The following is a 19,496-nucleotide window of genomic DNA, read 5'->3' as shown; positions in this document are numbered from 1 at the left end:
TAAGCTTCAAGCGCAGCGCACGAGCCGTGCGCCATGCGGGGGGATGGTGAGCGTGCGGGTGCCGGTGCTCAGATCGGCGCGCGCCCAGCAGTCGCGGCGCGCGTCGGGCAGCCAGGCGGGCAGCGGTGCGCTCCACGGCGCTTCGCCGGTGTTGAGCCATGCCGCCCAGGTGCCCTGCGGGCCGTGGCAGACGAAGCGGTGGCCTTGCGCCGTGCTGTGCCATTCGCGCACGCCGGGCACGCGCAGCAGCGCCAGCACCTCGGGGTTGGTCACCAGGCGCAGCGTCCAGTCGTCGAGCCAGCGCAGGTCGTTGCCCAGGATCAGCGGGCTGCGCGCGCAGGCCCACGCGGTGAGCATCAGCACTTGCTCGTCGCGCGTGAAGCGGGTGTCGCGTTCGCCGCGGGTGGCCACTTCGCCGTCGAAGTTGCGCAGGCCGATCTTGCCCACCGGCAGCATGTCGGCGTCAGGCCAGGCGCCGGGGCGCGCGTGCGGCGCCCACTTCACCAGGTTGACCAGGTTGTCGCGCAGTTGCGGCCAGGTGTCCCAGAAGTCGTTGCACACCCGCCACTGGTTGGCGTGCGCCTGCAGGTGGGCCGCGTGCTCGACCTGCGACGGACCGGGCGACAGGCTCAGCACCATGGGCCGGCCGCAGGCGTCGATGGCGCGCCGGATCAGCTCGACTTCCTTCGCGTGGTAGTGCGGTGCCGCGATGTCGTCCACCTTGACGAAGTCCACGCCCCATTCGGCCAGCTGGGCGAACCAGGCGTGGTACCAGTCGAAGGCACCGGGGTGGTCGGGGTTGACGCCGCACATGTCGGTGTTCCAGGCGCAGGTCGACCCCGGGTTGGCCACTTCATGGCAGCGCCATGGGCTGCCGGCGATGGGCAGCTCCAGCCCCACCGCCTGGCGCGGGATGCCGCGCATGATGTGCACGCCGAAGCGCAGCCCCAGGCCGTGCACTTTGGCGGCCAGCGGCGCAAAGCCGCGGTCGCCGGCGGCGCTGGGGAAGCGGCTGGGCGCCGGCTGCGGGCGGCCATGGCCGTCGAGCACCAGCGGCGCGAAGGGCCGGTACCACGACGACTTGGCGCCCGCCTCGTACCACTGGATGTCGACGGTGGCGATGTCGTAGCCGAAGGGCAGGAAGCGCTCGGCGAGGATGCGCGCGTTGTCCAGGACCTCGGCTTCGGTGACGCTGGCGCCGAAGGCGTCCCAGCTGTTCCAGCCCATGGGTGGCGTCGGTGCCCAGGCGTGGAAGGGCAAGCCGGGCTCGGTGGCGTCCGGGGCTGGGGCGGAGGGGCCGGCGGCGGCGGCCGCCGGACTGCCAGCCACGGCAGCCAGTCCGGCACCCGCCACGGCGCGCACGAAGCTGCGGCGGGCCGGTTCATCAGGCTTCTTGCCGGGAGGGGCCGTCGTGCTCATTTCAGTTGCTGTACAGCAGACCCCGGCCGGTGCCACTGACGTAGATCCGTCCGTAGATGTCCTGATCGGCCGCCATCACGCCGATGCCGCCGAACTGGTGGGCGTCGTCGTTGAAGCGCGACCAGGTGGCGCCACCGTCGTCGGAACGGTAGACGCCCCACACGCCGTTGATCACGCCCACCACGTAGATCGCAGCCGAGTACGCAGCCCCAGGAGCCGCCTTGCCCAGCGCGATCAGGCTGGCGCCCTGCGCACCGTTGGCGGACGCGAAGTCGGGCAGCTTCGTCCAGGTCGCGCCCGAATCGACCGAGTGGTACACGGCGTTGCCGTCCGCCACCCACAGGTCGCCCTCGGCGTTGGGGTTGACCTCGATCGAGGTCACCCACCTGGCGTTGGGCGCCAGGCCCGCCGAAACCGAGCCCGCGCTCAACGTGAACGTATGTCCGCCATCCGTCGAGACGTAGACCTTGCCCGGCGAGTTGCTCCACGATGCGCCGCCCGAGTCGTAGGCATAGACCTTGTTCGGGTTCTGGCGGTCCGCGGCCAGGCGATAGCCACGGCCCCAGCCCTGCGCGACGACCGGCAGCGCCGGCAGGTTGGTCAGCACCCAGCTCGCGCCACTGTTCGTGGTGTAGGACGGTACCGAGTTGGCCGGCGCCCAGACCGCGTTGTTGCGGGACGTGACCACGATGTTCCCTTCGGCGCCCGTGTTCTCCTTGGCGCCGGCGGGGAGGGTGGCGAAGTTCGCCCACGTCTTGCCGCCATCGCCCGACCAGTAGCCGGTGGCGGCTGCGTTCGAGTTGATGACGCCGGCGGCGGCGATGTAGAGCGGATCGGACCACGCCATGTCGGCGGAGTTGCCGTTGCTCCAGCCCAGGCCGGGGCCCAGGGTCGGCGCCTTCGTGAGATCCGTATCGACCCACGTACCGACGTCGCCCGCACTGTTGATGAACTTGTACGGCGCGCCGGCCGGCGGCGTGACGATCGCCAGGGTGGCGGTCTCCTCGATGCCCTCGATGCTGCCCTTCCAGGTCGGCGTGGCCGAGGAGGCGTTCCTGGTCTCGATGATGCCGCCGCCGTGGACGTGCAGGATGTGATCGCGGTCGGATGGATCGATCTCGACATCGTCGACCCAGCCTGAAGCGGTTTCGCCCGGCATCGTCGCCTCGATCTCGCGCCAGGTCTGGCCGGCGTCGTCGGACAGCTGCACGATCTGCTGGCCGCTCCAGTTGCCCCAGGAGTTGGTCACGCCCAGCGCGATGCGGGTGGTCGCCCCGCTGCCGTGGACGGACACGCCGCCGAGGCCGAAGTTCGTCCCCCCGTTCGGGTCGACGCTCTTGAGCAGGGTCCAGTTGTTCCCGTCGAACTTGTACAGGCGGCCAGGACCGCCCGCGCCCGGCCCAGCGTCCTTGGTGAACGCGACATAGATCATGCCGTCCGCGGCGCGCACCATGTGGGGGATGTGGTAACCGGAGACCGGCGTCGAGACCGGGCTCCACGAGGCGCCGCCGTCGCTGGTCTTGTAGAGGTTCGAGGCGAGGCCCGCCGCGTTGACGTAGTCGGGGGCGATGGCGGCATAGACGGTCTGGGTGGCGTTGCCGCTGCCCTTGGTGCCGGTGTCGTAGACGACCACCCCGACGCCCATCCCGCTGCCGCCTGCGGCGCTGACCTGGTCCGCAGTCATCTTGACGGCCGACAGCGAAGTGACCTGGGCCCAGGTGAGGCCCGAGTCGGTGCTCTTCCACAGGCCGGCCTCGCGCGAGCCGTAGAGCATTGTCGAGGGCTTGTTCGGATCGACCACCAGGCGCTCACCGATGGCACGGCCAGTGTTGTTGCCGCCCAGGGAGAACGGCAGGCCGACGTAGGTCCAGTGGTCGCCGCGGTCACTGGAGATGTAGAGGCGGCCGTTGCCTTCGAACGTGTACATGCCGGTGGCCATGTAGACGATCTGGTCGTTGTTCGGATCGACGGCGATGCTTTCGATGCCGTGGTAGCGACCCTCGGTCGCACTGAAACCCAGTCCGTCGGTGATGGGCGTCCAGGACGACGCAGCCGGGTTCCACCGGTAGGCGCCGCCGATGTCGGTACGGGCGTAGAGCAGGTTCTGGGTCGTCGGATGGAAGACGAGGCCGGTGACGTAGCCGCCACCGCCGAATTTCACGCTCTGCCAAGTGGTGGCCGGTGTGCCCCCGCCGCCCCCCGGGGGCGGGGGGGGCGGAGGAGGAGGAGGAGGAGGAGGGGGGGGCGGAGGAGGAGGCGGCGGCGGGTTGCCTCCGGGGGGCGGCGTCGTGCCGCCGCCGCTATCGCCCCCGCCACCGCCGCAAGCCGCCAACACGCCCGAAGCGAGGATCGAAAGGACAAAGGATCGTTTGCTGCAGGTGGTCATGGGAGAGCCTGGTTCGAAGGGGTGATGTGCGTGGCGCGTCGGCGCCGATCAGGGCGCGGACTGGGACAAGGGATCGAGCACCACGGCGGCGCCGCCGGCCGGGGCCTGGCGCAGCGTCAGCACGTCGCCGCGTCGGACGGTGCGCACGCTGCGCTTGAGTTCACGGGCGACCTCGCCGTCTTCCCACACGGTGGCGCGGTAGGCCGGGCCGGCGGGCAGGAAGTCCAGCTTGACGCGTGCGGTGCGCGCCTCGTCGGACGTCATCGCGCCGATGTACCAGTGCTTGCCCGAGCGCCGCGCGAGAACGATGTCGCGCCCCGGCTCGCCGGAGATGAAACGCGTCTCGTCCCAGGCGGTGGGCACGCGCTTGATGAACTCGAAGCCGGGCTCTCCACGGTAGTTGGAGGGGTCGTCGGAGACCATCTGCAGCGGGCTGTCGTAGACGACGTACATCGCCAGCGCCTGGCCTCGCGTGGTCTGCGTCTGCGGCATCACCGCGCGCACCTCGAAGGCCTGCGTCGGGACGTTGCGGAAGCCACCCGGCGTGTAGTCCAGCGGCCCCGCCAGCATGCGCGTGTACGGCAGCATCAGGTTGTGCTGCGGCGTGATGCGCCTGTCCATCTTGTTCCATTCGGCGCCGAGCACGCCTTCCTGGGTGATGTAGTTGGGGTAGGTGCGCTGCAGGCCGGCCGGCACGTAGGCGCCGTGCATGTCCAGCAGCATCTTGCGTTTCGCGGTGCCCTCGGCGACGCGCTGGTAGAAGGCGACCATCTCCTGGTCGTCGCGGTTCATGAAGTCGACCTTGATGCCCTTGATGCCCCAGCGCGCATAGGTGTCGAGCACCTCGTCCAGGCGCGGCGCCAGGTGCTCCCAGTGCACCCACAGCAGCAGGCCCACGCCCTTGTCGGCCGCGTAGCGCACCAGCGCCGGCATGTCGATGCCTTCGGCAGGGCGGGTGATGTCGGTGGTGGGCAGCGGGTCGCAGCAGGGGCCGGCGCCCCAGGACCAGCCGGCGTCGATCAGGTGGTAGGGGAACCCGGACTCGGCGGCGAAGTCGATGAAGCGCTTGTAGGCGGCCAGGTCGGGCTTCACGCCCTCGAGCGGGCCCGACCACCAGTCCCACGAGGCCTTGCCGGGCTTGACCCAGCTGAAGTCACCCAGCTTTTCGGCATCGGGCGGCGGGTTGAGGTTGCCGACCAGGTGCGACTCGATGAGCTCGCCGGCGCGGTCGGCCACCATCACGGCGCGCCAGGCCGTCGTCAGCCCGGCCGAAGACACGTACGCCGGCCCAGGCCGCTTGGGCACACCCGACAGGCGCACGCGCAGGGCGGCACCTTCGCGCGACAGCGAAGCGCCGGTGTAGCCCTGCAGGTGCGCCTGCGTGATGGCGTAGTGGGTGCGGCCCGACGGCGTGGCGCAGACCACCGGCACGTCGTAGGCGATGTCCGTCTTCAGTTGCGAGATCCGCAGGCGCTCGAACGGCCTCTCGTGCGCACCCTCGACCTCCGCGACCAGGCAGGAAGCGTCGCCGGCAGGCACGAAGGCCGTGAGCTCGCCACGCAGCTTCACCGGGCCGGCGTCATCGATCCGGTAGCGGAAGGCGACACCGTCGTCGTAGGCCCGGGCGTCGATGAACAGGCGCCGCCCGCCGCCGGCTTCACGGAAGGCGAGGGTCGCGCCGCGGTAGTGGTCGCGTGCGCTCGAGGCCTTGGTCGCGACGAGCGGGATCGTGCGGTTCACGGTCGCGTCCTCGCGCGATTCGAGCTTGAGCGCGCCGAGCGCAGGCGCGCCGTCCAGATCCAGCCCCAGCGGGGAGGCGGCGATCACGGTCTCGCCGCGCCGCGCGACGCTGAACGTGGCGCCGTCCTCGGCGATGCGCAGGGTGGTGCGGCCGTCGGGAGACGCGATGACCGCGTCTGCAGCGTGCGCCGAGGCGGCCAGCGCGCACAGGGCGCCCGCGGTGAAGACGGTGCGGGGGAACTTGTACTTCATGGTCGGGTGAGTTGGCAGTAGAGGATGTGGCGCTCGCGCGCGATGCGGTGGAGCGCCAGCGCTGCACCGGCCGGCAGCACCTGGCGTCCTTGCATGGGCCTCAGAGCACCGGGATGATTCGGACCATGATCACGCCATGCGAGGCCACGGTGCCGCCGAAGCTGCCCCGCACGCCCTTCGTGACCTTCTTGCTCCACAGGTCCTTCACGTCGGCCTTCAGGCCGGCGGGCAGGTTGAGTTGGTCCCAGCCCACCTTCATCTCGGCCGGCGCCCTGCCGCGGTTGAACAGCACCACCGCGTGCTCGCCGCCCTTGAGCGGACGAGCCCAGACCTCCAGGTCGCCTTCCTTCCAGATGCGGCGCGCCTGCTGGCCCAGCGGGTCCTGGTCCACCGCGATCACGTCGGTGTTGGTCAGGATGCGCTTCGTGTCGGCGCTCATCACCGAGAGGTCGTTGCCCGCGATCAGCGGCGCGGCCAGCATCGCCCACAGCGAGAGATGCGACTCGTACTCGGTGCTCGTCATGCCGCCGTTGCCGACTTCCAGCATGTCGGGGTCGTTCCACGAGTTGGGCGCGGCGTCGCGCCAGCGCTCGGCCTGCATGTCGAGGATGTTCGTCATGCCGTGCGACCAGTCCTTCTTGCCTTCCCAGGCGTCGTAGATGTCGCCGGTGGTGCGCCACAGGTGGCCCACCGCCGGGGCCCAGCGCTCGGGCTGGTTCGTGCCCCACTCGCAGATCGACAGCACGATGTCGCGCCCGGATTCGCGCAGGGCCTTGGCCATGATGGTGTAGGCCGCCTCGGCGTTGCGCGGCCCGGTGTGGCACCAGTCGTACTTGAGGTAGTCGACACCCCACTTCGCGTACTGGCGGGCGTCCTGGAACTCATGGCCGGCGCTGCCCGGCCGGCCGCCGCAGGTGAGGGCGCCCGCGTCGGAGTAGAGGCCGAACTTCAGCCCCTTCGAATGCACGTAGTCCGCCAGCGCCTTGATGCCGCTGGGAAACCGCTCGGGGTCGGCGACGATGTTGCCGTTCTCGTCGCGGCTCTTCTGCCAGCAGTCGTCGATGACGATGTACTGGTAGCCGGCGTCCTTCATGCCCGTGGCCGCCATGGCATCGGCCTGCTTGCGCACCAGCGTCTCGCTGATGTTGCAGGCGAACTTGTTCCATGAGTTCCAGCCCATCGGCGGGGTGGGCGCGAGCAGCGGCTTGGGGGCCTCGAGCTTCAGCGTTTCGTGGGCGCAGGCCGGTGCGGCGAGGCTGCCCAGCAGGACCGTGGCGGCGGCCCACCACGGCGAGAGGCGGGCCGTGATGGCGGGGCTGGCACAGCGGCGACGGTGAGGGACGAATGCAAGCATCAGGCGGGGGGATGGCGGGGGAGGGGCCCGGCGATATATCGCTATAGCGACCGAGGGTGATGATAGTTAGTTTGCCGCATGAACTATTCAAGGCAAACACCTATGCGGTGCGCCGGCAGCGCACCAAAGGGGCCGAGGGCATGTCCTGGTCCCACGGTCAGGGTTTCACCGGCTCCAGCGTCAGCAGCGTCATGTCGTTGCTGCGCATCGGCACGGTGAAGTCCAGCACGCCGTCGCGACCGGGAGTTGAACAGCGGCACGTGCGTACCGCTGTTCCTGTGGGCATGGCGTGCGTCAGTTGCTGTACAACAGCCCCCGGCCAGTGCCGCTGACGTAGATCCGTCCGTAGATGTTCTGGTCGGCCGCCATCACGCCGATGCCGCCGAACTGGTGGGCGTCGTCGTTGTGGCGCGTCCAGGTGGCGCCGCCGTCGTCGGAGCGGTACACGCCCCACACGCCGTTGACCACGCCCACCACGTACACCGCGGCCCAGTACGTGGCGCCGGGCTTCGGCTTGCCAAGCGCGACGACGCTGGCACCCTGCACGTCGGGCCACGAGTTGCTGCCCCAGATCGACGCGAAGTTGCCGAGCTTGGACCAGCTCGCCCCCGAGTCCACCGAGTGGTACACGGCGTTGCCGTCGGCCAGCCACAGGTCACCCTCGACGTTGGGGTTGACCGCCAGCGAGGTGACCCACCAGCTGTTGGGGCTGAGCCCGGCCGCCACGGAGCCCTGGCTCAGCGTGAAAGTGTGTCCGCCATCGTTCGAGATGTAGACCTTGCCCGCCGAAGCCCACCATGCGCCGCCCGAATCGTAGGCATAGACCTTGTTCGGATTCTTGCGATCGGCCACCAGGCGGTAGCCGCGATTCCAGCCGACGCCGGGCAGCGCCGGCAGATTGGTCGCGACCCAGCTCGCACCGTTGTCCGTGGTGTACGACGGCACCGAGTTGGCCGGCGCCCAGACCGCCCTGTTGCGCGCGGTGACGACGATGCTGCCTTCGCTGCTCGTGTTGGTGGCCGCACCGGCGGGAAGCGTCGCGAACGTCGCCCAGGTGTTGCCGCCGTCGCCCGACCAGTAGCCGGTGCCGGCCCCGCTGGAGTTGACGACGCCCGCGCCGGCGATGTAGAGCGGATCGGACCACGCCATGTCGGCGGAGATGCCGTTGCTCCAGCCCAGGCCGGGATTCAGGGTGGGCGTCTTCGTGAGGTCGGTGTGGATCCAGGTGCCGACGTCGCCCGAGCTGTTCACCAGGGCGTACGGCGCACCGGCCGGCGGCGTGACGATGGCCTGGGCTGCGGTCTCCTCGATGCCGTTGATGGTGCCGCTCCAGCTGGGCGTGGCCGAGGAGGCGTTCTTCGTCTCGATGACGCCCCCGCCATGCACGTGCAGGATGTGGTCGCGGTTGGACGGATCGATCTCGACGTCGTCGACCCAGCCCGAGGCGGTTTCGCCCGGCATCGTCGCTTCGATTTCGCGCCAGGTCAGGCCGGCGTTGTCGGACAGCTGGACGATCTGCTGGCCGCTCCAGTTGCCCCACGAGTTCGTCACGCCCAGCGCGACGCGGGTGGTCGCGCCGCTGCCTTGGACCGAGACGCCGCCGAGGCCGAAATTCGTCCCTCCGGACGGGTCTTCGCTCTTGAGCAAGGTCCAGGTGCTGCCGTCGAACTTGTACAGGCGGCCGGGGCCGCCGGCGCCCGGCCCTGCGTCCTTGGTGAACACGACGTAGAACATGCCGTCGGCGGCGCGCACCATGTGCGGAATGTGGTAGCCCGACACGGGGGTCGAGACAGCGGTCCACGATGCGCCGCCGTTGGTCGACTTGTACAGGTTCGCGCTCAGGCCCGCCACGCTGGCGTAGTCGGGGGCGATGGCCGTGTAGATGGTCTGCGTGGCCGAGCCGCTGCCCTTGCTGCTCGTGTCGTACACGACCAGTTCGACGCCCATGGCGGCCCCGCCCGCGGCATTGATCTGGTCTTGGGTCATCTTGACCGTCGACAGCGAAGTGACCTGTGCCCAGGTGCGGCCCGAGTCCGTGCTCTTCCACAGGCCGGCTGTGCGCGAGCCGTAGAACAGCGTCGACGGCTTGTTGGGGTCGACCATCAGGCGTTCGCCGATCGCGCGGCCGCCGTTGTTGCCGCCCGTCGAGAACGGCAAGTTGACGTAGGTCCAGGTGTCGCCGCGGTTGTTGGAGATGTACAGGCGGGCGTCAGCCTTGTCCGAGTTGTACATGCCCGCTGCCATGTAGACGAGTTGGTCGTTGTTCGGGTCGACGGCGATGCTCTCGATGCCGTGGTAGGAGCTCTCGCTCCCGCCGAACCCCAGGCCGTCGGTGATCGGCACCCACGACGAGGCGGTCGGGTTCCAGCGATAGGCGCCACCGATGTCGGTGCGCGCGTAGAGCAGGTTCGCGGACGTCGGATGGAAGATCAGGCCGGTGACGTAGCCGCCGCCGCCGAACTTCACGCTGGCCCAGGTGCCCACCTTGATCGTGAACGCCTGCTGGCTCTTGGCGCCGCAACTGTTGGTGTAGGTGGCCGTGGCCGTGCAGGCCGCGGCGGGCTGGATGGTCTGCTCGCGCGAAGCGCCGGCGGTGCCACAGCCGCTCCAGCTCCACGTGCCGCCGCGTGTCGGCTGCGGGCCGAGGATGGCCGACTGGCCGGTCTTGAGGGTAGCGGACGCCGTCTGCGTCCACTTGCCGTTGACGTTGATATAGGGCGTGATGGCCGTCGGCGTACACGTCTGGGCGAGGACGGGCAGGCCTGCGCCGGCTCCCAGGGCGACCACCAAGGTTCCCAACTGCAGTCTCATGGTTCTACCTTTCAAACGAAGGGCTCGGCCGGTTGTCTCCTCCGGACACGAGCGTTGTGGAGAAGCTGATGTTCAGTTGCCGGGCAGCACGCCGTGGCCGTGCCGCAGGTCCGCCGGATATAGCGCTAAATCAATGAGGCGGAATAATAGTTCGACTGTCGAATAAATTGGTCAAGGAAAACACCTATTCGTGGGTCGACCGCGACGACCGGCGCCCGACCCCGGGGCCGCACGAAGTCAGGTGATGGTCAGCCGCGTTCGCCGTGGTTCGGCCATCGTCGCGCCGGGGACGATCTCGGTTGGCAAGACGATGTTGAGCGGCCCGAGGTACGGCTCACCCCGGCGGAATGCCTCGATGCGCTGTACCAGCACTTCGGCGGCCCGCCGCCCGATCTCGTGCAGCGGTTGGCGCACCGTCGCCATGTGCATCCAGCGGGCCATCAAGGTATGGTCGTAGCCGACGACCGAGACGTCCTCCGGCACGCGAAGCCCACGCCCGCGCAAGGTCTCGATGCAGCCGAAGGCGATGGCATCGTTGCATCCGAACACCGCCTCGGGCAGCGGCCGGCCACGGTGGCGCAGCAGCCACTCCTGCATCGCTTCGCGGCCGCCCTCGAGGGTGAGCGGCGCGCGAACCACGTGGCCCGGAGCAGGCTTCACGCCGGCTTCAGCGTGAGCCCGCAGGTAGCCTTCGAGGCGCCGGTTCGCCCCCGAAAAGCCGGGCGGTCCTGCCACGTGCAGGATGCGGCGATGCCCCATCGCGAGCAGCTGGCGCACCATCTCGTAGGCGCCGGCCTCGTCGTCCGATTCGACGTTCACAGCTCCGCTCACCGAACGGTCCGCTTGCACTGACACCAGCGGCATGTGCTGCGGCAACCACGCCGAGCCGTCATCCTGCAGACGCGGGCCGAGCAAGATCAGGCCGTCGACGCGGCCGTCGCAAAAGGCCGGGATGCGGGCCGGCGCCTCGTCCCAGTCGTTCAGCGTGAAGACGGCCGTCGTCTGGCCGGCGGCAGTGGCGCCCTGAATGACGCCACTGAACACTTCAAGGAAGTACAGGTTCGGCTCTTCGCCCAGGAAGTTGGCGACGAAGCCAATCGCATTCGTGCGCTGGTTCGCGAGCGCGCGCGCAGTGGCGTTGGGCCGGTAACCTAGCCGCTGCACCGCGGCCAGCACGCGCTCGCGCGTCTCGGCCGACACGCGCGCCGAGCCTCGACGACCACCGTTGAGCGCGGACGAGGCCGCCATTTCCGATACGCCTGCCGCGTGCGCGACGTCGAGAAGCGTCGGCGCGTCGCTGCGGCGACGGATCTTCGTGGGTGTCGTGGCAGGTGGTTTCGGCTTCGAAGTCGACACGGGTGTTCAGCGTAGGCGGAACGCCTCGGGCGGCGCGACGCGTCCACTACTTCCTCTCGCAGGCGATCCACCGCTACCGCGAGCGCCAAAGACAAAGGGGTTACGTTCGCACGTAACCCCTCGAATTTTGGCTCCCCGACCTGGGCTCGAACCAGGGACCTACGGATTAACAGTCCGGCGCTCTACCAACTGAGCTATCGGGGAAGTGAAGCCTCAGATTATAGACAGAATTTTGGACGCTCTACAAGCCCACCTGCAAAGAGGCGCGGAAGGTGCGCGGCTCCAGCGGGTAGAGGTAGACGTGCTCGAACTGGTAGGGGCTCTCGCGCCAGGCGCGGCGGTCGAACAGGTTGTCGACCCCGAGGCGTGCCAGCCACTCGTGACCATAGGCGCGCGTGGCGTAGCGCGCCGCCAGCCCCACCGTGGTCCAGCCGGGGACGCGCGCTGTGTCGTCGGGCAACACGAAGCGCGGTCCCTCGTAGCTCAGGCTGGCCTGCGTGGTCAGGCCCGGCACCGTGGCCACCTGCCAGCTCGCCAGCAGGCGGGCGCTGCGCTCGGCGACGTTGACCGGAGTCAGGCCGTTGCTGGCCGGATCGGTCGCACCTTCGCGGCGGGCTCGCAGCCACATCGCACTGCCTTGCAGGCCGAAGGCGCCCCAGCGGGCATCGGCGCTGGCCTCGATGCCGCGATGATGAGCGTCGCCGTCGATGCGCAGGGTGCAGCTTCCGTCGCTTCCATCGCACGCGCCGGTACTCGCGCTCGTCGGGCGACGAATGTCGAAGGCGGTGAGGTTGATGCCCCAGTCCCTGTCGTTGAACTTGAGGCCCAGTTCGGCCTGCTTGCTGCGCAGCGCCGGCAGGACCGTGCCCGCGTTCGTGTACATCGGCAGGCTGGGCACCACCTCGCTTTCGATGCCTTCGCCCCAGCTGCCATACACCATCCAGGCGTCGTTCACCTGATGGCTCAGGGCCAGCCATGGCGTGGTGAACGACTGGTCGTAGCCGCGTTCGAGTTGCGTGTGTCGCATGCCCAGCCACAGGCCGGTGTCGGTGCTGAGCTCGACGTGGTCGCGCAGGTGAAGCTCCGTGCTGCGCTCGTGGCGGCCGTCGGTGGTGTAGGTCGGCGTCGGAGCCGGGCTGACCTGAGCGCTGCCGTCGATCAGGCCGGTGCCGGCCCAGTTGTAGGCCTGGGTGTTGCCGTGCAGGCGGAAGTCGTTCAAGGTCAGGCCGGTCGACAGCTCGTGCAGCATGCCGGCCCAGCGCGCGCGACCCTCCAGCCTCAGCGCGCCGGCGAAGGTGTCGCGGCGTTCGCCTTCGCTGCGGTAGTCGTAGAGGTCGAAGCTGCCGTCGCTGCAGTAGCGGTCGTAGTTGCCTTCGGCGCTGCAGCCGAAGGGGAAGGCGATGCGGTCGTCGGTGCGCAACTGCTGGCTCATCGCATGAGCCACGACTTGCCAGTCGTCGCCCAGGCTTTCGGTCCAGCGCACGCTCGCGGTGGTGCCGTCGAAGACCACGGGCAGCGACCATGCCTGGTTGTTGAGGTTGGTGCGCGGGTCGATCTCGCGCGCGGAAGGTACGCGGTCGCCGAGCATGCTGAAGCCCGGCATGCTGGGCTGCGACTGGTGGCTGAGCTCGATCTCGGCGTCGATCCGGCGGCCCGGGATGGGGCGCGCGCTGCCGGCCAGTGCAAGCATCTGGCGGTCGCCCTTCGAGTGGCGAATCACCGGGTCGAGTGATTCGACGGCGGCATTCAGGCGCACACCGAGCGCATCGCCGTCACCGAGGCGCCGCTCGAGGTCGGCCGCCGCCTTCCAGTTGCCGCGCTCGGACCAGCCGAGCAACACAGTCGACTGGTCGACTCCGCGCGGTCGCTTGACGACCAGGTTGGCCAAGCCGCCCGGGGCGCTGGTGCCGGCCTGCGCGCCACTGGTGCCCTTGAGCACCTCGATGCGCTCCTTGTTCTCGAGCGCGATCGCGGTCTCGGCGCTGATCGGCAGGCCGTCGCGCTGGACGTTGTGGTTGATGTCGAGCGGGAAGCCGCGGATGGTCAGCGTGCTCCAGTAGCCGGGTGCGTTGTATGCGTCGGCGATGCTGGCATCGAGGTGGGTGACGTCGGCGATCGAGCGGGCGCCGGCGTCAGCCAATGTCGATGCACTCAGCGTCACGGCCTGGAAGGGCGACCTGGAAAGCGGGAAGTCGCCGAAGCCGGCCACGCTGGCCGGCGCCGGCTCGAGCCGCCCGGTGATCGTGACCTGCTCGGCCGCCTGCACGGCACAGGCGGCCTGCAGCGCCGCCAACGCGAGCGCATGAAGGGGAAAACGGGTGTGGTGGGTCAGCGATGCCATCTTGGACTACGAAGTCGATGGCAGGTCGGCAAGTCGTGCTGGGCTGGGCATGCGAGCGCATGCTGCCGTCGGATCTGCTTCCCTGCGCGAGGATTACCTCAATCAGGTTCAAAGGGACTGTCTCAGTCAGGCCGGCGTACCGGCCCGACACCCCTAGCGAAGGTGCTGCCGCGCGGTGGCGCTGCAGCGGGCGGAATTATCCGCCACGAACGGCGGATGGAACGAGATGCGGGCAAAGAAAGACCCGCCGCGGTGCCGCCGGGGCGGGTCGGTCGCGATGACGGATCGCGGTGGTCGGCGCGGTCAGCGAATCAACTGATCCAGCTTGTCCTTGCGGTCTTTCCACTCGTCGGCATCGGGCAGCGCCGGCTTGCGCTTGGTGATGCTCGGCCAGCCCTTGGCGAGCTCGGCGTTGAGCGCGATGTACTTCTGCTGGTCGGCCGGCACGTCTTCCTCGGGCAGGATCGCGTTGACCGGGCACTCGGGGATGCACACCGCGCAGTCGATGCACTCGTCGGGGTCGATGGCCAGGAAGTTCGGGCCTTCGCGGAAGCAGTCGACAGGGCAGACGTCGACGCAGTCGGTGTACTTGCAGCGGATGCAGGCTTCAGTGACGACGTGGGTCATGGGACTCGGGCGGTGGAGTTGGAATGAAGGGGCGGGCGCTTCGTTGCGAAGGCGCGGGCTGCGGGCGCATCGGTACGCCGGCAGCAAAGCATGTGATTTTAGGGCCTGGGAACGGTACTGGCTTGATGACCCTCAAGCAGGTGGGCATCGGTGTCGGGCAGTGCACCTTCGGCGGCCACCGGGCCTGCGCCGACGCCAACCGTGACGACGGCGGGCCGGCCGGCGTGCATCACACACGCAGTGGCCAGGGTGCCGACATCGTGCTCGCTGACCAGCTGGTCGGGCCAGCCTGCGCGCGAGACCACGCAGACGGGCGTCTCGGCTGGCCAGCCGGCGTCGAGCAGGCAGCGCGACAAGGTGGGAAGCTGCTGGCCGGCCATGTAGAAGACCTCGGTGTCGGCACGACGGCCGGCGTGCAGCTCGCGCTTCTGTGTCATCGCGGTGGTGAGCGACACGCTGCGCCCGTTGCCGCGCCGGGTGAGCGGCCGGCCGGACGCTGCGGCTGCTGCCAGCGCGGAGGTGACGCCGGGGATGACCTCCCAGCCGATGCCGGCCTCGGCCAGCGCGAGCATCTCTTCTTCGAGACGGCCGAAGACGCTAGGGTCACCACCCTTGAGCCGGGCGACGATCGCACCACCCTGTGCGTGCTCGACCAGCAGGGCGTTGATGCGGTCCTGCGAGGTCGAGGCGGAAAAGCCCCGCTTGCCGACATCGACCCACTCGGCGGCCGGCGCGTACTCGCGCAGCGCCGGGTCGGTCAAGGCGTCGAACAGCACGACGGTCGCGCGGCCGAGCGCACGCGCGCCACGCAAGGTGATCAGGTCGGCTGCGCCGGGTCCGGCTCCGATGAAGATGACGTGGCCGGCGCTCAATGGGCCTCTTTCTTCAGGCGGCGACCGCCTCGTCCTGCGTGCCGCGCGGGCTCGGCTGGGCGACGTGCAGGCCGCATTCCTTGGCCTTCTCGTCTTCCCACCACCAGCGGCCGGCGCGGAATTCCTCACCCACCGCAATCGCGCGGGTGCAGGGAGCGCAGCCGATGCTGGGCATGAACTGGTCGTGCAGCGCGTTGTAGGGCACGTCGTGGGTGGCGATGTAGTGCCAGATGTCGTTCCAGGTCCAATCGGCCAGCGGGTTGAACTTGACCCGGCCATTCGCTTCGACCTCGCGCAGCGGCACGCTGCCGCGGTTGGCCGATTGCTCGCGGCGCAGGCCGGTGACCCAGGCCGCGCGGCCCTCCAGCATACGCCCGAGCGGCTCGAGCTTGCGGATCTGGCAGCAGCCCTTGCGCAATTCGATGCTCTCGTACATCGCCTCCTCGCCGTGGCGGCGCACGAAATGCACCACGGCTTCTTCGCGCGGGCTGTAGACCTCGACCTTCAGCCCGTAACGCTGCTCGATCGCCGGGATCAGCGCCAGGGTCTCGGCGTGCAGCTTGCCGGTCTGCAGCGTGCCGACGGCGATCGGCAGGCCGAGCCGGGCGATCAGGTCGGTCAGCACCATGTCCTCGGCGCCGAGGCTCGTGGCCTGCACGATCGAGCCCGGGTGATCGAGCGCCGCCTGGCGCAGTTGGGCGATCGTCGCCTCGACACGCTCCTCGAAGCCCTCGGTGTAGCGGGCATAGAGCGAAATCGCGCTGGACGCGGCGGCCGGCGCCGTGCTGGGCAGCGGCAGCAGGGATGAAACGGCGGCAGTCATGCGGGAACCCTCGAAAACAGCGGACGTGTCCGGACGACGTCGCCCTGGTAATGCTCGGTGACGTGGGTCAGTGCGCGGCGGGCGCTGGCTTCGCTCTGGCCATCGCGCAGCTGCACGGCATCGAAGCCGGTGCGTGCCAGCAGCGGCAGCATGTCGACAACGACGTCGCCAGTGGCGCGCACCTCGCCGGCGTAGCGCAGGCGCGCGCGCAGCACATGGGCCTGGCTGTAGGCACGGCCGTCGACCCACTTCGGGAAGTGCAGCGCGACGAGCGCGAAGCGCGACAACTCGCCGGCCAGCTCTTCGACGTCGGCCGTGTTGGGCAGCGTGATGCCCACCGGCAGCTCGGCCGGCCAGGTCTCGCGCACGGCTTGCCACTGCTCCAGTGTCAACAGGCTGTGCGCGGCCACCGGCGGGATCGGCAGCGGGCCGAACTCACCGACCGGTGCGCGCCACGGGTCTTGGGCGGGCTGGACAAACTTCATGTTGGCTCGGCTCACAGGGCCTCCGCAGGTTCAGCCACGGGCGCCGCCTTGGCGGCCGCGGTTGCCGGGGCGGCGGTGTCACGCCGCACCGCATCGGCCGCGGTACGGAAGGGCGCCACGCCGAGGCGGCGCGCGGTGTCGATGAAACGCTCGCCGACGGCACGCTGGCGCAGGTAGGTGTCGATCAGCGCCTCGACGACGTCGGGCACCTCGTCGGCCGAGAACGACGGGCCGATGACCTTGCCGGGCACCGACGCGCCGCTCAGCGTGGTGCCGTCGGAGCCGGCCACCGAGACCTGGTACCACTCGCTGCCGTCCTTGTCGACGCCGAGGATGCCGATGTGGCCGGTATGGTGGTGGCCGCAGGAGTTCATGCAGCCGCTGATGTGCAGGTCGATGTCGCCGATGTCGTACAGCGCGTCGAGGTCGTCGAAGCGCTCGGTGATGCTGGCCGCGACCGGGATCGAGCGGGCATTGGCCAGCGCGCAGAAATCGCCGCCGGGGCAGGCGATCAGGTCGGTCAGCAGGCCGATGTTGGGCGTGGCGAAGCCGGCGTCCTTGGCGGCGTGCCAGACCGAGAACAGGTCGGCCTCGCGCACCCAGGGCAGCATCAGGTTTTGCTCGTGCGACACGCGCAGCTCGCCGAGCGAGTAGCGGTCGGCGATGGTCGCGGCGGCTTCCATCTGGCTGGCCGTCACGTCGCCCGGAGCCTGGCCGGGGCGCTTGAGCGACAGCGTCACGGCGCGGTAGCCCGGCACGCGGTGGCCACGCACGTTGCGCTCGAGCCAGCGCACGAAGGCCGCTGGCGCCGGGCCGGTGCGGTTCGGGTCGAAGCCGGTGGTGGCCGGGCGCACGCCGGCGGGCGTTTCGAAGTGGCGCGACACCCGCTCCAGCTCGGAGACCGGGATGATGTGCTCGCGGCCGTCCACGTCATGCTCGAGGATCTTCGCGAACTCGGTGTTGACAGCGTCGATGAATTTCTGGCCCTCGGCCTTGACGAGGATCTTGATGCGCGCCTTGTAGAGGTTGTCGCGCCGGCCGAAGCGGTTGTAGACCCGCACGATCGCCTCGAGGTAGACGAGGATCTGCTGCCAGCGCACGAACTCGTTGACCACCGTGCCGATGACCGGCGTGCGGCCCATGCCGCCACCGACCAGCACCTTGAAGCCGACCTCGCCGGCCTCGTTCTTCAGCAGTTGCAGGCCGACGTCATGCCAGGCGATGGCCGCGCGGTCTTCCAGGCTGCCGCTGACGGCGATCTTGAACTTGCGCGGCAGGAAGGCGAATTCGGGGTGCAGGGTGCTCCACTGGCGCAGGATCTCGCAGTAGGGGCGCGGGTCGACGATCTCGTCGGGCGCGATGCCCGCGTACACGTCGCTCGTGATGTTGCGGATGCAGTTGCCCGAGGTCTGGATGCCGTGCATGTCGACCTCGGCCAGCAGGTCCATCGCGTCGGCGGACTTGGGCAGCGGGATCCAGTTGTACTGCAGGTTCTGGCGTGTCGTGAAATGGCCGAAACCGCGATCGAGTTCACGCGCGATGCGCGCGGCCTGACGCAGCTGGCGCGACGACAATTCGCCGTAAGGGATGGCCACCCGGAGCATCGGCGCGTGACGCTGGATGTACCAGCCGTTCTGCAGGCGCAGCGGGCGGAAATCGTCGTCGGCGAGCTCGCCGGCCAGGTTGCGCTCAAGTTGGTCGCGGAACTGCGCGGCCCGTTGATGCACGAACTGGCGGTCGAAAGAGGTGTATTGGTACATGGATGAAGCGCAGGCAGCGCCACCCCAAAAGTGGCTTCGAGGCGACTCTACGGATTCGTTATATTCTTGAAAAGAACACAAAATTCACTTGAATATTCCAACTGAATATAAGACGAGCGAGGCTTCGTCCGAATCGAGCCGGCGCTTGTGTCTGAAGCTGTTCTCCGCCATGGCCCTCGGCGCGTCACTGGCGGCCTGCCAGAGCGTCGCACCCCCGCCGCCCAGGGTGGTCGAGCCACCCATCACGCCCCCTTCGCCGCCCCCCGCGCTGCCGAGGCCACCGCGCATCGGGCTGGCGCTGGGTGGCGGCGCGGCGCGCGGCTTCGCCCACATCGGCGTGATCCAGGTGCTGGAGGAGCAGGGCATCCGGCCCGACCTGGTGGTCGGGACCTCGGCCGGCAGCCTGGTGGCGGCGTTGTACGCCTCCGGCAAGAGCGGCGTGGAGATGGGCTCGCTGGCGCAGACGATGGATGAATCGGGCCTGACCGACTGGTCTTTCCCCAGCCGCGGGCTGATCCGCGGCGAGGCGCTGGCGCGCTATGTGCGCGCGCAGACCGGTGGATTGACGATCGAGCAGATGAAGCTGCCGCTGGGCATCGTCGCGACCGACCTGGCCGATGGCCAACCGATCCTGTTCCAGCGCGGTGACGCGGGCGTGGCGGTGCGCGCCTCCAGCGCGGTGCCGGCGGTGTTCCAGCCGGTGAAGATCGGTGCGCGGGAATATGTCGACGGGGGCCTGGTCTCCCCGGTGCCGGTGCGCTTTGCCCGGCAAATGGGGGCCGAGCTGGTGATCGCGGTGGACATATCGTCGCCGCCGGATGGCAATGGAACGGGGGACGCGCTGCACATGCTGCTGCAGACCTTCGCGATCATGGGCCGCAGCATCAACCGGCTGGAACTGAAAGACGCCGACGTCGTGATGCGCCCGGTGCTGGCGGGCGTGTCGAGCGCCGATTTCACCGCGCGGGTGAAGGCCATCCAGGCCGGCCGCGAGGCCGCACTGGCCACGCTGCCACAGTTGCGCCAGCGCGTGACGGTGCTGACCCGCTGATGCCCTGAAAGAAAAGAACCCGGCCATCCGCGAGGACGGGCCGGGCTTGAAGGTACCTGGAAAGCCAGTCTTTCAAGAGGTACCGAGGAGACAACCTTCCATGAAGGCCACGCAACTCAGGAACGCGTGGCCTCTTTAGAGACAACCGGTACGCGACGGAAGTTCCGTCGGCGTGGACAGCCGCCGCGTGCGTCCTCGGCACGGCTCTGTCGTCAGGGG

At 69.1% G+C, this 19,496-nt stretch carries 14 protein-coding genes, 1 tRNA gene and 1 riboswitch; of the genes, 1 reads left to right on the top strand and 14 read right to left on the bottom strand.

Annotated features, from left to right (window positions below; all coding sequences use genetic code 11):
- Positions 1-6: 6 nt before the first annotated feature.
- From VJ693_RS09370 to VJ693_RS09305, 14 genes are all read right to left on the bottom strand, one after another.
- Complete coding sequence (locus tag VJ693_RS09370; protein WP_324153521.1) at positions 7-1,419, bottom strand: glycoside hydrolase family 27 protein; 1,413 nt, start codon at positions 1,417-1,419, stop codon at positions 7-9.
- Between the two features lies 1 nt (position 1,420).
- The gene (locus tag VJ693_RS09365; protein WP_324153519.1) at positions 1,421-3,580 is read right to left on the bottom strand and encodes a dockerin; all 2,160 of its coding nucleotides are present in this window, start codon (positions 3,578-3,580) and stop codon (positions 1,421-1,423) included.
- A 273-nt stretch (positions 3,581-3,853) separates the two neighbouring features.
- On the bottom strand, positions 3,854-5,797 hold the full coding sequence (locus VJ693_RS09360) for a glycoside hydrolase family 97 protein (RefSeq protein WP_324153518.1): 1,944 nt from the start codon (positions 5,795-5,797) through the stop codon (positions 3,854-3,856).
- Between the two features lie 100 nt (positions 5,798-5,897).
- On the bottom strand, positions 5,898-7,151 hold the full coding sequence (locus tag VJ693_RS09355; protein ID WP_324153516.1) for a glycoside hydrolase family 27 protein: 1,254 nt from the start codon (positions 7,149-7,151) through the stop codon (positions 5,898-5,900).
- Between the two features lie 157 nt (positions 7,152-7,308).
- Positions 7,309-7,437 carry a hypothetical protein gene (locus tag VJ693_RS09350; RefSeq protein ID WP_324153514.1) on the bottom strand — a complete coding sequence of 43 codons (129 nt, stop codon included), beginning with the start codon at positions 7,435-7,437 and terminating at the stop codon, positions 7,309-7,311.
- 8 nt (positions 7,438-7,445) lie between these two features.
- Complete coding sequence (locus tag VJ693_RS09345) at positions 7,446-9,962, bottom strand: dockerin (protein ID WP_324153513.1); 2,517 nt, start codon at positions 9,960-9,962, stop codon at positions 7,446-7,448.
- Positions 9,963-10,199: 237 nt separating this feature from the next.
- Positions 10,200-11,318, bottom strand: a complete 1,119-nt coding sequence (locus VJ693_RS09340) for a LacI family DNA-binding transcriptional regulator (protein ID WP_324153511.1) — start codon at positions 11,316-11,318, stop codon at positions 10,200-10,202.
- A gap of 128 nt (positions 11,319-11,446) precedes the next feature.
- Positions 11,447-11,522 (bottom strand) — tRNA-Asn (locus tag VJ693_RS09335).
- Positions 11,523-11,559: 37 nt separating this feature from the next.
- Positions 11,560-13,659 carry a TonB-dependent siderophore receptor gene (locus tag VJ693_RS09330; RefSeq protein WP_324153509.1) on the bottom strand — a complete coding sequence of 700 codons (2,100 nt, stop codon included), beginning with the start codon at positions 13,657-13,659 and terminating at the stop codon, positions 11,560-11,562.
- 62 nt (positions 13,660-13,721) lie between these two features.
- Positions 13,722-13,824, bottom strand: a riboswitch (TPP riboswitch).
- 138 nt (positions 13,825-13,962) lie between these two features.
- Positions 13,963-14,286, bottom strand: a complete 324-nt coding sequence (gene fdxA, locus VJ693_RS09325) for a ferredoxin FdxA (RefSeq protein WP_324153507.1) — start codon at positions 14,284-14,286, stop codon at positions 13,963-13,965.
- A 98-nt stretch (positions 14,287-14,384) separates the two neighbouring features.
- The gene (gene cobA, locus VJ693_RS09320; RefSeq protein ID WP_324153506.1) at positions 14,385-15,158 is read right to left on the bottom strand and encodes a uroporphyrinogen-III C-methyltransferase; all 774 of its coding nucleotides are present in this window, start codon (positions 15,156-15,158) and stop codon (positions 14,385-14,387) included.
- Between the two features lie 13 nt (positions 15,159-15,171).
- A complete protein-coding gene (locus VJ693_RS09315) occupies positions 15,172-15,981 on the bottom strand; it encodes a phosphoadenylyl-sulfate reductase (RefSeq protein WP_324153504.1) in 810 nt (269 codons plus the stop codon).
- Entirely contained in the window at positions 15,978-16,466 is a 489-nt protein-coding gene (locus VJ693_RS09310; RefSeq protein WP_324153502.1) for a DUF934 domain-containing protein, read from the bottom strand. The genes VJ693_RS09315 and VJ693_RS09310 overlap by 4 nt, the downstream gene beginning before the upstream one ends.
- Positions 16,467-16,477: 11 nt before the next feature.
- Positions 16,478-18,226, bottom strand: coding sequence for a nitrite/sulfite reductase (locus tag VJ693_RS09305; protein ID WP_324153500.1), 1,749 nt, complete (start codon positions 18,224-18,226; stop codon positions 16,478-16,480).
- A gap of 169 nt (positions 18,227-18,395) precedes the next feature.
- On the opposite strand from VJ693_RS09305, the gene VJ693_RS09300 reads away from it, so the two are divergent.
- Positions 18,396-19,277, top strand: a complete 882-nt coding sequence (locus VJ693_RS09300; protein ID WP_414652248.1) for a patatin-like phospholipase family protein — start codon at positions 18,396-18,398, stop codon at positions 19,275-19,277.
- Positions 19,278-19,496: the final 219 nt, after the last annotated feature.

Source organism: Ideonella sp. (genome assembly GCF_035254525.1).
Taxonomy (GTDB): Bacteria; Pseudomonadota; Gammaproteobacteria; order Burkholderiales; family Burkholderiaceae_C; genus Ideonella.
This window is presented reverse-complemented; position numbering and strand designations above follow the sequence as displayed.

What these genes read in the sequence shown, in the direction of transcription:
- VJ693_RS09310 (WP_324153502.1), bottom strand. Translation starts at nt 16,466, where the DNA reads ATGAAGTTTGTCCAGCCCGCCCAAGACCCGTGGCGCGCACCGGTCGGT.
- VJ693_RS09330 (WP_324153509.1), bottom strand. Translation starts at nt 13,659, where the DNA reads ATGGCATCGCTGACCCACCACACCCGTTTTCCCCTTCATGCGCTCGCG.
- VJ693_RS09300 (WP_414652248.1), top strand. Translation starts at nt 18,396, where the DNA reads ATGGCCCTCGGCGCGTCACTGGCGGCCTGCCAGAGCGTCGCACCCCCG.
- VJ693_RS09355 (WP_324153516.1), bottom strand. Translation starts at nt 7,151, where the DNA reads ATGCTTGCATTCGTCCCTCACCGTCGCCGCTGTGCCAGCCCCGCCATC.
- VJ693_RS09360 (WP_324153518.1), bottom strand. Translation starts at nt 5,797, where the DNA reads ATGAAGTACAAGTTCCCCCGCACCGTCTTCACCGCGGGCGCCCTGTGC.
- VJ693_RS09345 (WP_324153513.1), bottom strand. Translation starts at nt 9,962, where the DNA reads ATGAGACTGCAGTTGGGAACCTTGGTGGTCGCCCTGGGAGCCGGCGCA.
- VJ693_RS09305 (WP_324153500.1), bottom strand. Translation starts at nt 18,226, where the DNA reads ATGTACCAATACACCTCTTTCGACCGCCAGTTCGTGCATCAACGGGCC.
- fdxA (WP_324153507.1), bottom strand. Translation starts at nt 14,286, where the DNA reads ATGACCCACGTCGTCACTGAAGCCTGCATCCGCTGCAAGTACACCGAC.
- VJ693_RS09350 (WP_324153514.1), bottom strand. Translation starts at nt 7,437, where the DNA reads ATGCCCACAGGAACAGCGGTACGCACGTGCCGCTGTTCAACTCCCGGT.
- VJ693_RS09370 (WP_324153521.1), bottom strand. Translation starts at nt 1,419, where the DNA reads ATGAGCACGACGGCCCCTCCCGGCAAGAAGCCTGATGAACCGGCCCGC.
- VJ693_RS09315 (WP_324153504.1), bottom strand. Translation starts at nt 15,981, where the DNA reads ATGACTGCCGCCGTTTCATCCCTGCTGCCGCTGCCCAGCACGGCGCCG.